The sequence below is a fragment of the Arthrobacter melezitosi genome, from assembly GCF_054511055.1.
The window spans coordinates 212,660-225,902 of sequence record NZ_JBTNDJ010000002.1; the positions used below are offsets into that span (position 1 = coordinate 212,660).

Here is a 13,243-nt window from a genome sequence, read left to right on the forward strand (position 1 = left end):
CTCAGCGCGCCTCGAGGATCGCAACGACGCCCTGGCCGCCGGCGGCGCACACGGAGATCAGGCCGCGGCCCGAGCCCTTTACCGCCAGCGCCTTGGCCAGCGACGCCACGATCCGCCCGCCCGTCGCGGCGAACGGATGGCCCGCCGCCAGGGATGAGCCGTTGACATTGAGCTTGCTCCGGTCGATCTTGCCGAGCGCGCCGTCGAGCCCGAGCCGGGTCCGGCAGAAATCCTCGCTCTCCCATGCGGCGACCGAGCTCAGGACGGTGGAGGCGAAGGCCTCGTGGATTTCGAAGAAGTCGAAGTCATCGAAGTGCAGCCCATTGCGCTGGAGCAGCCTGGGCATCGCGTAGACGGGGGCCATCAGCAGGCCCTCCTGGCCGTTCACGAAGTCCACCGCGGCCGCTTCGGCGTCGACCACGTTCGCGAGCATCGGGAGGTTGTTGGCCCGCGCATAGTCCTCCGAGCCGAGCAGGACGACGGCGGCGCCGTCGGTGAGGGGCGTCGAGTTGCCCGCCGTCATGGTGGGCGGGGTGTCGAGCCCGGCCCCGAACACGGGCTTCAGCTTCGCCAGCTTCTCCAGCGAGGTGTCGGCGCGCAGGTTCGCGTCCCGGGTCAGCCCGCGGTAGGGGGTCATCAGGTCCTCGAAGAACCCGCGCTCGTAGGCCGCGGCAAGGTTGGCATGGCTTGCATAGGCGAGTTCGTCCTGGGCCTCGCGGGTGATGCCCCAGGCCGCGGTGGTCAGCGCCTGGTGCTCGCCCATCGAGAGCCCCGTGCGGGGCTCGCCCGTGGTGGGGGCGTTGGGGGCCAGGTCCCCGGGGCGCAGCCTGCTGACGGCGGCAAGCTTCTGCTTGGTCGTGCGGGCCCGGGAGAGCTCCAGGAGCACCCGGCGCAGGCCCTCGCTGACGACGATCGGGGCGTCGGAGGCCGAATCGACGCCGCCGGCGATGCCGGAGTCGATCTGGCCCAGCTTGATCTTGTTCGCGAGCCCGACAACGGTCTCCAGCCCCGTGGCGCAGGCCTGCTGGAGGTCGTACGCGGGGGTGTGTGCGGAGAGCGAGGAGCCGAGGACCGCCTCGCGGGTGAGGTTGAAGTCCCGGGAGTGCTTCAGGACGGCGCCGGCGGCGACCTGGCCGATGCGCTCGCCCTGCAGCCCGAACCGGGCGACGAGTCCATCGAGCGCGGCGATGAGCATGTCCTTGTTGGACGAGGAGGCGTACGCCCCGCCGGAGCGCGCGAAGGGGATGCGGTTGCCGCCGATGACGACGGCGTTGCGGACGGCGGTGGGGCCCGCACCTGCTCCTGGCTGGTTCGACATGAGGGATCTCCTGGTGGTGGTGGTGGATTACCGATACTCAGCGTACCTGATACGCTGAGTATCATGAACACTTCCTCAACGGTTTCCGCCGTGCCCCCCGGAACGGGCGCGGCGCCCGACGGGCGGTCCAGCCGGTGGGAGGAACACCGCGCCGAACGCCGGCGGGCGCTGATCAGCACCGCCCGGCGGGCCGTGGACACCCTGGGCCATGGCGCCTCCATGGAGGACATCGCCGCGGCGGCCGACACCTCCAAGTCCGTCTACTACCGCTACTTCGGGGACAAGACCGGCCTGCAACAGGCCATGGCCGAGGTCGTCACCGGCCAGATGCAGCAGAAAATCCTCACCGCGGCGCGGCAGGCGCAGACGCCCCGGGAGGGCCTGCGCGCCATGATCTCGGTCTACCTGCAGATGGCCCAGACCTCGCCGAACGTCTACGCGTTCGTCACCCGGGTCGGTGCTGCCGACTCAGGGCCCGGAGGAGCCGATGACGCCCGGCCCGCCGACCCGCTGACGCATTTCCTGGAGGCGGTCACCGAGATGCTGGCCAGGCCCATGCGGGCGTATCTCCGGTCCTCGCCCCAGCTCAGCGGGCCCGCCGATCCCCGGCTCGTGTACTGGCCGCGGGCCGCCATCGGCATGGTCCGCTCCGCCGGTGAGCTGTGGCTGGCCATGCCGGCGGGCCCGGAAAAACCGGGCGTCGAGCAGCTCGCCGACCAACTGACCGACTGGCTTTTCGAGGGCATCAGCCATCAGGTGCCCACCGGACGCACGCCCGGCCTGGCGCCGGACTCCACCACCTCCTCCCCTGCAAAGGACAATTCATGACGCAGACAGCGACCGGCACGCAGCGGCAGGTTCCCGCCGCGGGCACGATCACCGACAACGACGCCGCCGTCCTCGACACCGCGGTGCTCGGGGAGCTCCTCCTCGGGAAGTGGGCCTCGGTGCGCCGGGCCGCCCGGGACCTCGCGGGGCGACCCGAAGTACAGAAGATCGAAGGGCTCAGCTCGGCCGAGCACCGCAGGCGCTGCTTCGACCAGCTCCACTACCTCGTGGAGAACCAGGCGGTGCACCGGGCCTTCCCGTCATTCCTTGGCGGGCACGACGACCACGGCGGCAATATCGCAGGGTTCGAGGAACTCGTGGTGGCCGACCCCTCGCTGCAGATCAAGGCCGGTGTCCAGTGGGGCCTGTTCGGTGCTGCGGTGCTGCACCTGGGCACGGAGGAGCACCACAGGGCGTGGCTGCCCGGCATCATGAACATGGAGATCCCCGGCTGCTTCGCCATGACGGAGACCGGCCACGGCTCCGACGTCGCAAGCATCGCCACGACCGCCGTCTACTCCCCCGAGGACGAATCCTTCACCCTGGCCACGCCCTTCCGGGCGGCCTGGAAGGACTACATCGGCAATGCCGCAGTCGACGGGCGCGCCGCCGTCGTGTTCGCCCAGCTCGTCACCCGGGGCGTCAACCACGGCGTGCACGCCTTCTACGTCGAACTGCGCGACGCCGACGGAGCCTTCCTGCCCGGCATCGGCGGCGAGGACGACGGCCTCAAGGGCGGGCTGAACGGGATCGACAACGGCCGGCTGCACTTCGACAACGTCCGGGTGCCGCGGACCCACCTGCTGAACCGCTACGGCAGCGTGGACGCCGACGGCACCTACAGCTCGCCCATCGCCTCGCCCGGCCGCCGCTTCTTCACGATGCTCGGCACCCTGGTGCAGGGCCGGGTCTCCCTGGACGGTGCGGCCGTCGCGGTGAGCAAGCTCGCGCTGAAGGCCGCCATCACCTACTCCTCCGAGCGCCGCCAGTTCAATGCCTCATCGGACCTCACCGAGGAGGTCATCCTCGACTACCAGCGCCACCAGCGGCGCCTCCTGCCCCGCCTCGCCGCGACCTACGCCGCGGCGTTCGCCCACGAGGAGCTGCTCGAGAAGCTCGACGGCGTGTTCTCCGGCACCTCCGACACCGACGAGGACCGGCAGGACCTCGAGACCCTCGCCGCGGCGTACAAGCCGCTGTCCACCTGGCTGGCGCTGGACACCCTCCAGGAGTGCCGGGAGGCATGCGGGGGCGCCGGGTTCCTCACCGAGAACCGCTTCACCTCGCTCCGGGCCGACCTCGACGTGTACGCCACCTTCGAGGGCGACAACAACGTGCTGCTCCAGCTCGTCGCCAAGCGCCTGCTGACCGACTACGCCCGGGAATTCAAGGGCATGGACTTCGGCGTCCTGGCCCGCTACGCCGTCTCGCAGGCCGCCGAGCGAACGGTCAACCGGTCCGGGCTGCGCCGCGTGGTGCAGACCGTCGTGGACACGGGGTCCGAGAAGAAGTCGGCGATCGCGCTGCGGGACGAGGCCACCCAGCACGGGCTGCTCTCGGACCGGGTCGGCACCATGGTGGCCGAACTGGCCGGGGCGCTGCGCGGGGCGCAGGCCCTGCCGCAGGACAAGGCCGCGGCCCTGTTCAACGAGCACCAGCACGAACTGATCGAGACGGCCCGGGCGCACGCCGAGCTGCTGCAGTGGGAGGCGTTCACGGCGGCGCTGCACCGGGTCGACGAGCCCGGCACCCGCCAGGTCCTCACCTGGCTGCGCGACCTGTTCGGGCTGTGCCTGCTGGAGAAGAACCTCGCCTGGTACCTGATGCACGGGCGGCTTTCGGCCCAGCGGGCGCGCACCCTCGGCCCCTACATCAACAGGCTGCTCGCCAAGATCCGCCCGCACTCCCTCGACCTGGTCGAGGCCTTCGGCTACGGCCCCGAACACCTCCGGGCCGAGATCGCCACCGGAGCCGAGAAGCGCCGCCAGGACGACGCCGCGGCGCACGCGCGCGCCAGGCGGGCCAGCAGCGGCTCGCCCGTTGACGAAAAGACCGTTCTGGCCCGGCAGGCGGAGCAGCCAAAGACACGGGGAAAGAACGCCCCGCGCAAGGCAAGGCAGGTCACGGCCAAGTCCGCCTGACACCGTCCGCTCCGAACCCGCTGTCCGCACGGGTCCGGGGCGGACCGTCCGGGCCGGCTCCGGGCCCGGACGGGATGATCGGGATCACAGGACGCTGCGGTACACCTCGAGCGTCGCCTCGGCAATCGACTTCCACGCGAAGTGCTGCTCGGCGCGGGCCCGGCCGGCCTCGCCCATCCGGCGTGCCTTCACCGGATCGGACAGCATCTCCGTGAGGGCGGCGGCGAAGTCCGAGACGAACCGTTCGGGATCGAGGGGGGTGCCCGTGCCGTCGGTAACCTGTTCGAGCGGAACGAGGGTTCCGGTGACGCCGTCCTCGACCACCTCGGGGATCCCTCCGGTGGCGCTGGCCACGACAGCCGCTCCGCAGGCCATCGCTTCAAGGTTGACGATGCCCAGCGGCTCGTAGATGGACGGGCAGGCGAACACCGTCGCGTGGCTCAGGACCTGGACCACTTCGCGCCTCGGCAGCATCCGCTCGATGAGCACTACCGAGCCGCGCCGGTCCCGGAGCTCGTCGATCAGCTTCTCCGTCTCCGCCGCGAGCTCTGGAGTGTCGGCCGCGCCGAGGACCAGGACCAGCTGCACATCCGCCGGCAGCTGCGCGGCCGCCCGGAGCAGGTACGGCACGCCCTTCTGGCGGGTGTTCCGCCCCACGAAGACCACGCTTGGGCGGTCCGGGTCGATGCCGAGGGCCCGCACGGCGTCGTCGTCCTCGTCGCGCACCCACTCGGAGACGTCGATGCCGTTGTGCACCACGTGCACCTTCGCCGGGTCGACGAGGGGGTAGCTTCGGAGGATGTCATCGCGCATCCCGGCCGACACGGCGATGACCGCGGCCGCGGCCTCATACGAGGTCTTCTCCGCCCAGGAGGACAGCGCGTAGCCGCCGCCCAGCTGCTCGGCCTTCCACGGCCGCAGCGGCTCAAGGCTGTGGGCGCTCAGCACATGCGGGATGCCGTGGAGCAGGGAGGCGAGGTGGCCGGCCATGTTCGCGTACCAGGTGTGGGAATGGACCAGGTCGGCCCCGCCGATGTTCCCGAGCATCTCGAGGTCCGTCCCGAGGGTCTGTACGGCGGCGTTCGCCGCGGCGAGCCCGGGCGGCACACCGTAGGTGCGCACCCGCGCCCCGTGGTACTCGGCGGGCCGTTCCGCGCCGAAACAGTGAACGTTCAGGTCCACCTGTCCGGCCAGCACGCGGCTCAGTTCCGCTACATGGACACCGGCCCCGCCATAGATTTCTGGGGGGAATTCCTTGGAGACAATATCTACTCGCACTCCCCCAACGTAGTGCAGGGGGCCGCAGTCCTCTAGTGTGAACTGAATTGGACCGACACGTTGGAATATTCAAGGGGGTTACCCGTGGCACTAAAGAAAGTACTGGCGGTTGTACTGGCAGGTGGCGAGGGAAAGCGGTTGATGCCCCTCACGGCGGACCGGGCCAAGCCCGCCGTTCCATTCGCCGGAAGCTACCGGCTGATCGACTTCGCCCTCTCGAACCTGGTCAACTCCGGCTACCTGCAGATCGTTGTGCTCACCCAGTACAAGTCGCACAGCCTTGACCGGCACGTCTCGGAGACGTGGCGGATGTCGACCCAGCTGCAGCAGTACATCGCCTCGGTGCCGGCCCAGCAGCGCCGCGGCAAGAGCTGGTTCCTCGGCAGCGCCAACGCGATCTACCAGTCCCTGAACCTCATCCACGACGCCCAGCCCGACATCGTCGTGGTCATCGGCGCCGACCACGTGTACCGCATGGACTTCGAGCAGATGGTCAATGCGCACATCGCCTCCGGCGCCTCGGTCAGCGTCGCGGCGGTGCGGCAGCCGATGAACCTCGTCGACCAGTTCGGGGTGATCGAGGTCGACGCCAACGACCGCGGCCGCATCGCCGCGTTCGTCGAGAAGCCGAAGACCACCCCGGGGCTGCCCGATGACCCCAACAGCTTCCTGGCCTCCATGGGAAACTACGTCTTCACCGCCGACGCCCTGGTGAAGGCCCTCGAGGAGGACGCGGCCCGCCTCGACACCAAGCACGACATGGGCGGGGACATCATCCCCCACTTCGTGGACCGCAACGACGCCGCCGTCTACGACTTCACGACGAACCTGATCCCGGGCTCCACCGAGCGGGACCGCCAGTACTGGCGCGACGTCGGGACGATGGATTCGTACTACGAGGCCAACATGGACCTCATCTCACCGCTGCCCCTGTTCAACCTCTACAACCTGCAGTGGCCGATCTACACCCGCCAGAGCGTCTCGCCGCCGGCGAAGTTCGTGCGCGGCGCCGACGGACGCTCCGGGGAGGCCCACGACTCCATTGTCTCGGCCGGCGTCGTCGTCTCCGGCGGCAGCGTTCAGGGCTCGATCCTCGCCACCGACGTGTTCGTTGAAGAACGCGCCGAGGTGAGCGATTCGGTGCTGATGGACAAGGTGAGCATCGGACCCGGCGCCATCGTGCGGCGCGCCATCGTCGACAAGAACGTGAAGATCCCGGCGGGGGCGCGCATCGGCGTCGACCGCGAGCTTGACCTCAGCCGCGGATTCGCCGTCACCGACTCGGGGCTGACCATCCTCAGCAAGGGCCAGATCATCCCGGCCGGTTGAGCCGCACCCGGGGCCGGTCAGCTGTTCCGGCCCCGGGCAGCGACGGCCCACCGGTCGATTACCGCGCCGCCGCGCAGGACCAGCACTGAATCCACGAGGTTCACCGGCAGGCAGACATGGTTGGGCACGACGCGCAGGCGCGTGCCGAGCTCCGGAAGGGGCTGGCCCGCGGGCACCTGCACCGTCGCGTGGTGCTCGGAGAGGGCCACGATCCGCGCCTCCGGGTGATCGAGCAGCCGGCCGTAGCCGGTCGCCCAGGCCGCCCGGTCGCTGCCGAGGATCTTGCTGCCGGCATCGAGCAGGAAGTGCCCCGGCTCCCCGGCCGAACCCCGGCGCCGGCTGACGACCGTGGCGGCCACGGTGAGGGCAATGTCCTCGGGGGCGATCGTGCCGAGCTCCCACTGCTGGGCGTCGCCGAAGACGTAGACCCCCGGGCGCAGTTCGGTGGCGGTTCCCCCGCCCATCAGCGCCGACGGGGTCGACCCGCCGCTCAGCTCCGCGGCGGCGAAGCCCTCCGCGCGGAGCCCGGCGGCCGCCCGGGCCAACGCGGCGTCCTCGTCCCGGGCGGCCGTGGCGGGCATCCCGGGGGCGTAGCTGTGGCCCGGGAAGGTGAAGGCGCCGGTGACCTCGAGCCCGGCGTCCGCGGCGGCCACGGCCACGCCGGCGGCATCCCCGGGCGCCACGCCGCTGCGGTGGTGGCCGCTGTCGAGTTCAACCCGCACGGCGACCGCACCGACGGCCGGGCCGAGGCTGCGCGCGAGGGCGGTGGCACCTTCGGCGGAATCCACGCCCACGGTGATCCGGGCCCTTGCCGCGAGCCGGCGCAGCCTGTCCCCCTTCGCCGGGTCAACCCACAGCGGGTAGGCGATGAACAGATCCTCCACCCCGGCCCCGGCGAAGACCTCCGCCTCGCCGACCGTGGCCACGGTCAGTCCGACGGCGCCCGCCGCCAGCTGGAGCGCGGCGATCTCCGGGATTTTGTGGGTCTTGGCGTGCGGGCGCAGTGCCACCTTGCGGGTGCGGGTGGCCGAGGCCATCGCGGCGATGTTCGCCTCGAGCCGGTCGGCGTCGACCAGCACGCTCGGAGTTGATTCGTCTCCGGGGATTCCTGTGTCCATGGTCCGATTCCACCACGCCTGCGGGGCCGGGTCCCCCTCCCCGGCGCTCTTTCGGGCCCCGGCCGTCCGCCCGCGCGCCGGCGGACGCGCGGCGCGTGATTGAATAACCGGATGCGCAACGAGAACCTGCTCCGTGACGAGGCCGCCGCCCGTTCCCTGCTGATCCGGGTCGAATGCTACGACGTGAGGCTCGACCTCAGCGCCGCCGAGGACCCCTCGGTGGAGGGGTTCCCGAGTGAATCCACTGTCGTGTTCTCCTGTGCCACCCCCGGTGCGTCGACCTTCCTCGACTTCATCCACGGCGGCGTCCAGGAGGTGCTCCTCAACGGGACGCCACTCGACCCCGCCACAGCCGTCGACGGCTCCCGCATCCACCTTCCGGGGCTGCTGGAGTCGAACACGGTAACGGTCCGCGGAACGGCCCTCTACAGCCGCAGCGGAGAGGGAATGCACCGGTTCGTGGACCCGGCGGACGGTCGAACCTACCTCTACACGCAGTACGAGCCCGCCGACGCCCGCCGGGTCTTCGCCAACTTCGAACAACCCGACCTGAAGGCCGAATTCACCTTCACCGTCACCGCCCCGGCCGCCTGGACAGTCGCCTCGAACTCCCCGGCGGCGGGTGCCCCGGCGGCGGGTGCCCCGGCGGCGGGTGCCCCGGGGGCCCTGCGCTGGAAGTTCGCACCGACCGAGCGCATCTCGACCTACATCACCGCGGTCCTCGCCGGCCCCTACCACCACGTCGCAGGGTCCTGGACCGGCGGGAAAGGCACCGGGGGGCTGGAGATCCCGCTCGGGCTCTACTGCCGGCAGTCGATGGCGCCGGCCTTCGACGCCGAGGCCATCCTCGACACCACCCGCCGGGGACTCGACTTCTTCCACGATCTTTTCGACTACCCCTACCCGTTCGGCAAGTACGACCAGGCCTTCGTGCCCGAGTACAACCTCGGGGCGATGGAGAACCCGGGCCTGGTGACCTTCACCGAGAACTACGTCTTCCGCTCGGCGGCCACGGCCGCCCAGTACGAGGCGCGGGCGAACACCATCCTGCACGAAATGGCGCACATGTGGTTCGGGGACCTCGTCACCATGACCTGGTGGGACGACCTGTGGCTCAAGGAGTCCTTCGCCGACTACATGGGCGCCCTGGGGGTGGCCGAGGCCACCGAGTGGACGACCTCGTGGGTGAGCTTCGCGAACAAGCGTAAGGCATGGGCGTACGTGCAGGACCAGCTGCCGACGACCCACCCCATCGTGGCGGACATCGCCAACCTCGAGGCGGCGAAGCAGAACTTCGACGGCATCACCTACGCCAAGGGCGCCTCCGTGCTCAAGCAGCTCGTGGCCTACGTCGGCTTCGACGCCTTCACGGAGGCGGCCCGGAAGTATTTCCGGGCGCACGCCTTCGGCAACACCACCCTGGCGGACCTGCTCGCCGCCCTCAGCGAGGCCTCCGGGCAGGACATGACGGCCTGGGCCCGCCAGTGGCTGCAGACCTCGGGGGTGCCGGCGCTCACCGCGGAGGTGGCCGTGGAGGACGGCGTCTACACCGCCGCCGCAATCCGGCAGGACGCGCTCGATCCCATCACCGGCGCGGCCGAGCCCCGCCCCCACTCCCTGCGCATCGGCTTCTACAGCTTCGACGCGGACGGCTCCCTGGTGCGCACCGAATCCCATGCCGTCGAGGTCACCGGGACGTCGGCCCGGCTCGACGGGCTGATCGGCAGGTCCCAGCCCGACCTGCTGCTGGTCAATGACGAGGACCTCACCTACGCCAAGCTGCGCTTCGATCCACGCTCCCTGGCGACGCTGCTGCGGTCGGTGGACAGGATCGCCGACCCGCTCGCCCGGGCCATCTGCCTGTCCGCCCTCTGGTCGAGCACCCGGGATGCGGACCTGGCGGCCGCGGACTACCTCGGTGCCGTCGAGCTGGCGGCACCGGCCGAACCGGGCGTCGGGGTGCTCCAGGTCCTGCTGCAGAACGCCGGCACCGCCGTCGAACGCTACACCGCCCCGGCCGGGCGGCCGGCGCTGCGCGAACGCTGCGCCGGCTTCCTGGAGAAGGGACTGCGGGACGCCGCGGAGGGCTCCGACCTGCAGCTGGCCTGGGCGCGGGCCCTGGCGGCAAGCGGGCGTTCCACCGGCTCCGCGGCGGCCGTGCTGCGCCGCCTGCTCGACGGCACCGACACCGTGCCCGGGCTGACGCTCGACGACGAGCTGCGGTGGATGTTCCTCGCCGCACTTGCCGCGCAGGGCCTGGCGCCGGTCGGCGAACTCGAGGCCGAACTGGCCCGCGACAATACGGCCTCGGGGAAGGCAGCGTTCACCCTTGCCTGCTCGGCCGTGCCGGACGCCCGGGTCAAGGAGCTCGCCTGGCGGGAGGCCGTGTTCGGCACCCGGCTCTCCAACGAACTCCTCAGCGCCACCATCGAGGGGTTCACCCTCGGCGGCGCCGACCTGACCGCCCCCTACAACGGGCCCTACTTCGAGGCCCTGCGGGAGGTATGGGAGGCCCGCGGCATCGAGATGGCCACCCGCGTGGTGCGCGGCCTCTATCCGGGCCGGCAGGATCTGCAGGGGCTCCCCGGGGAGCACCCCGTGCTGCGGGCCACCGACGGCTGGCTCGCCGCCAACCCCGACGCCCCCGGCGCGCTGCGGCGGATCCTGGTGGAGGAAAGGGACCACCTGCTGCGCTCCCTCACCGCCCAGGCCTACGGCACCCGGTAGAGCCAGTCCTCGGTCCCGAACTTCTCCTCCACGAGTTCGCGGCCGAGGCGCAGCTCGTCCTCGCTGAGCCCGGCGTCGACGGCGCCGAAGCGCCGGCGGAAGGTGTCGATCATCATGGCGATGATCTCCTCCCGCGCCAGCCCGGTCTGGCGCCGGAGGGGGTCGACGCGCTTCTTGGCGCTCTTCGTGCCCTTATCCGAGAGCTTCTCCTTGCCGATCCGCAGCACCTCGAGCATCTTGTCGGCGTCGATGTCGTAGCTCATGGTGACGTGGTGGAGCATGCCGCCGTTGGCGAGCCGCTTCTGGGCCGCGCCGCCGATCTTGCCCAGGTCGGTGGCGATGTCGTTGAGCGGCTGGTACCACGCCGTGATGCCCAGGGCCGCCAGGGCCTCCATCACCCACGCATCGAGGAACGGGTACGAATCGGCGAAGCTCATGCCGTCCACCAGCGTCTGCGGGATGTACAGCGAGTAGGTGATGGCGTTGCCGTGCTCCATGAACATTGCGCCGCCGCCGCTGATCCTGCGCACGACGCTCACCCCGTGGCGGGCGACGCCCTCGGGGTCGACCTCATTGCGCACCGACTGGAAGCTGCCGATCACCACGGAGGGCGACTCCCACTCCCAGAAGCGCAGCGTGGGGTTGCGGACGCCGTCCCCCACCTCGCGGGTGAGCACCTCGTCCATGGCGACGTGCATCGCCGTGCTCAGCGGCGTCGGCGGAATGATCTCCCAGGTGTGGTCGGCGATGCCGGTGGAGCGCCCGAGCGCGCGGCGCACGGCGGTGGCCACGGCCTCCGGTGAGAACCCGAACAGCTGCGCCGAGGGATCGAGCCCGGTCCGCACCGCCTCCGCCAGCTCCGAGGTGGACGAGTCGACCGGCAGGCCCTCAAGGGCGGCGTTGATGTCCCCGAGGGCTTCATCGGGTTCGAGGAAGAAGTCCCCGTTGACCGACAGCTGAGCGAGGCGTCCGTCGACGACGTCGAGGTCGACGGCGGTGAGCTTGCCCCCCGGCGTCTTGTACTCGCCGTGGCGCCGTCCGCCGCCGGGTGTGTCCTGGTCCTGGCCCATAACGGGGGTTCCCTCTCTGTTCGGAAGCTTAACGCAGGAAGGCCACGCCGCTGTCCGGGCGTGGCCTCACTGTCGAAACTCAGGTGGCGCGAAGTGCAGGAACTACTTCTTGCCGAAGCCCTTGAAGCGGGCGTTGAAGCGCTCGACGCGGCCGGCGGAGTCCATGATCCGCTGCTTGCCCGTGTAGAACGGGTGGGACTCCGAGGAGATTTCGACCTCGATCAGCGGGTAGGTGTTTCCGTCTTCCCATTCGATGGTCTTCTTCGACGTGGCCGTCGACTTCGTCAGGAACGACTTGTCGGAGGCGAGGTCGCGGAACACGACGGCGTGGTACTGGGGGTGGATGTCAGACTTCACAGGGATACCTTCTCTGGTTGCCTGGATTTTGCCAGGCACTGGGATTGAAAGCGGAAACGGTCCTTCGGGACCAGCTAGTAATCCTAGCGCAAACCGTCCAACCGCGCTAAAGCGGGTGGCGCAATGGCCTGCGGGGTCCCCCATTGGGAGAAGGTAGCCTCGACCGAGGTCAGGATTTCGTGTTCCACGCCGCCGAGGCTGAGGTGGGCGGGGCGCAGCAGTTCGTCGAGTTCGAGGGTGAAGGTGCTCATCCTCACGCCCTGGAGTTCCGGCCCGGACACCGCCGACAGTCTCGTGTAGAGCATCCCGTCCCGCTCGGCGGCAGGCTCAAGGAGGAATTCGCCCGAGTCTGCGAGCAGTGCTCGGACCGCGGCCGGATCGGTCGTGGCCGAGGCAGCCTCCACCAGGATGGCGGCGAAGCGCTCCTCCGGTCCGCCCTCGGGGTCCGCCGTCGTTCCTCCCTCCGGGGTGAGCAGGTATCCCTCGCCGCCGCTGACGATGATCTCCACGCCGTGCTCCTCGTTGCGCAGGTGCAGGCCGAATTCCGGCGCCGTGCTCAATGCCGCCGTGTGTTCCCCCGCGGGGAGGCCCGTGGCGCGCGTCGAGATGGTCTGCAGTGCGCCGGTGCCGGCGCGCATCGCGGCCTCGACGCAGGCTCCGGCCTCGCCGGCGGGGAGCCGTTCCGGCAGGGTGCCGGTCAGCAGGTTCGCGCAGGCCCGGCGCACGTCGTCGGGCAGGGACTGCTGGCTTTGGGTCAGGGAGAGCTCGGGGGCCTGCGTCGGCGGTGGAGCCGGTGCCGGAGCCGCCGAAGGAGACGGTGCGGCGGTGACCGGTGCCGGCGACGGCGTCGGCGTCTGAACCGGGGCGGGGGCCAGGGGGCCGGCGGCGGGGGCCGTGGGCGGCTGGGATTGCGCGGCGTCGATCTGTTCGGGGAGCCGGCCGCACCCGCTCAGCGCGATGGCCGCGCCGAGGAGGAGCGCCGCGGCGACGGGGACGGTCCGTGCGCCGGGGGCCTTGGGGCGGGCCGGTGGAGCGGTCACCCTCCCAGTGTTCCACCGGATCCCGGGGTCCGCTACT

10 protein-coding genes are annotated in these 13,243 nt (G+C 70.6%); 4 read left to right on the top strand and 6 right to left on the bottom strand.

Features of this window, described 5'->3' with window-relative positions:
• Position 1 precedes the first annotated feature (1 nt).
• Complete coding sequence (locus ACX80W_RS03755; RefSeq protein WP_459280568.1) at positions 2–1,318, bottom strand: acetyl-CoA C-acetyltransferase; 1,317 nt, start codon at positions 1,316–1,318, stop codon at positions 2–4.
• Positions 1,319–1,381: 63 nt separating this feature from the next.
• Here ACX80W_RS03755 and ACX80W_RS03760 point away from each other — a divergent pair, with 63 nt between their 5' ends.
• Both ACX80W_RS03760 and ACX80W_RS03765 read left to right on the top strand, forming a co-directional pair.
• Positions 1,382–2,146 carry a TetR/AcrR family transcriptional regulator gene (locus ACX80W_RS03760; RefSeq protein ID WP_459280570.1) on the top strand — a complete coding sequence of 255 codons (765 nt, stop codon included), beginning with the start codon at positions 1,382–1,384 and terminating at the stop codon, positions 2,144–2,146.
• Positions 2,143–4,287, top strand: coding sequence for an acyl-CoA dehydrogenase family protein (locus ACX80W_RS03765; RefSeq protein ID WP_459280572.1), 2,145 nt, complete (start codon positions 2,143–2,145; stop codon positions 4,285–4,287). Before ACX80W_RS03760 ends, ACX80W_RS03765 begins: the two co-directional genes overlap by 4 nt.
• Positions 4,288–4,371: 84 nt before the next feature.
• On the opposite strand, the gene glgA is transcribed toward ACX80W_RS03765, so the two are convergent.
• Positions 4,372–5,565, bottom strand: coding sequence for a glycogen synthase (glgA, locus tag ACX80W_RS03770; protein WP_459280574.1), 1,194 nt, complete (start codon positions 5,563–5,565; stop codon positions 4,372–4,374).
• Positions 5,566–5,625: 60 nt separating this feature from the next.
• Here glgA and glgC point away from each other — a divergent pair, with 60 nt between their 5' ends.
• The gene (gene glgC, locus ACX80W_RS03775) at positions 5,626–6,894 is read left to right on the top strand and encodes a glucose-1-phosphate adenylyltransferase (protein ID WP_459280576.1); all 1,269 of its coding nucleotides are present in this window, start codon (positions 5,626–5,628) and stop codon (positions 6,892–6,894) included.
• Between the two features lie 17 nt (positions 6,895–6,911).
• On the opposite strand, the gene ACX80W_RS03780 is transcribed toward glgC, so the two are convergent.
• Entirely contained in the window at positions 6,912–8,012 is a 1,101-nt protein-coding gene (locus ACX80W_RS03780) for an alanine racemase (protein WP_459280577.1), read from the bottom strand.
• Between the two features lie 111 nt (positions 8,013–8,123).
• Between ACX80W_RS03780 and pepN the strand changes: the two genes are divergently transcribed.
• The gene (gene pepN, locus ACX80W_RS03785) at positions 8,124–10,739 is read left to right on the top strand and encodes an aminopeptidase N (RefSeq protein WP_459280579.1); all 2,616 of its coding nucleotides are present in this window, start codon (positions 8,124–8,126) and stop codon (positions 10,737–10,739) included.
• Here the strand turns inward: pepN and lplAB are convergent.
• The 3 genes from lplAB to ACX80W_RS03800 all read right to left on the bottom strand — a co-directional run bounded on the left by lplAB (position 10,724) and on the right by ACX80W_RS03800 (position 13,206).
• On the bottom strand, positions 10,724–11,809 hold the full coding sequence (gene lplAB / locus ACX80W_RS03790) for a lipoate-protein ligase LplAB (protein ID WP_459280581.1): 1,086 nt from the start codon (positions 11,807–11,809) through the stop codon (positions 10,724–10,726). The genes pepN and lplAB overlap by 16 nt on opposite strands.
• 102 nt (positions 11,810–11,911) lie before the next feature.
• Positions 11,912–12,166, bottom strand: coding sequence for a type B 50S ribosomal protein L31 (locus ACX80W_RS03795; protein WP_120168169.1), 255 nt, complete (start codon positions 12,164–12,166; stop codon positions 11,912–11,914).
• Positions 12,167–12,249: 83 nt separating this feature from the next.
• Positions 12,250–13,206, bottom strand: a complete 957-nt coding sequence (locus ACX80W_RS03800) for a hypothetical protein (protein WP_459280583.1) — start codon at positions 13,204–13,206, stop codon at positions 12,250–12,252.
• Positions 13,207–13,243: the final 37 nt, after the last annotated feature.

Bases quoted from the DNA above. Each gene is read 5' to 3' on its own strand.
- pepN (WP_459280579.1), top strand. From the start codon at position 8,124: ATGCGCAACGAGAACCTGCTCCGTGACGAGGCCGCCGCCCGTTCCCTG.
- ACX80W_RS03780 (WP_459280577.1), bottom strand. From the start codon at position 8,012: ATGGACACAGGAATCCCCGGAGACGAATCAACTCCGAGCGTGCTGGTC.
- lplAB (WP_459280581.1), bottom strand. From the start codon at position 11,809: ATGGGCCAGGACCAGGACACACCCGGCGGCGGACGGCGCCACGGCGAG.
- ACX80W_RS03755 (WP_459280568.1), bottom strand. From the start codon at position 1,318: ATGTCGAACCAGCCAGGAGCAGGTGCGGGCCCCACCGCCGTCCGCAAC.
- ACX80W_RS03765 (WP_459280572.1), top strand. From the start codon at position 2,143: ATGACGCAGACAGCGACCGGCACGCAGCGGCAGGTTCCCGCCGCGGGC.
- ACX80W_RS03760 (WP_459280570.1), top strand. From the start codon at position 1,382: ATGAACACTTCCTCAACGGTTTCCGCCGTGCCCCCCGGAACGGGCGCG.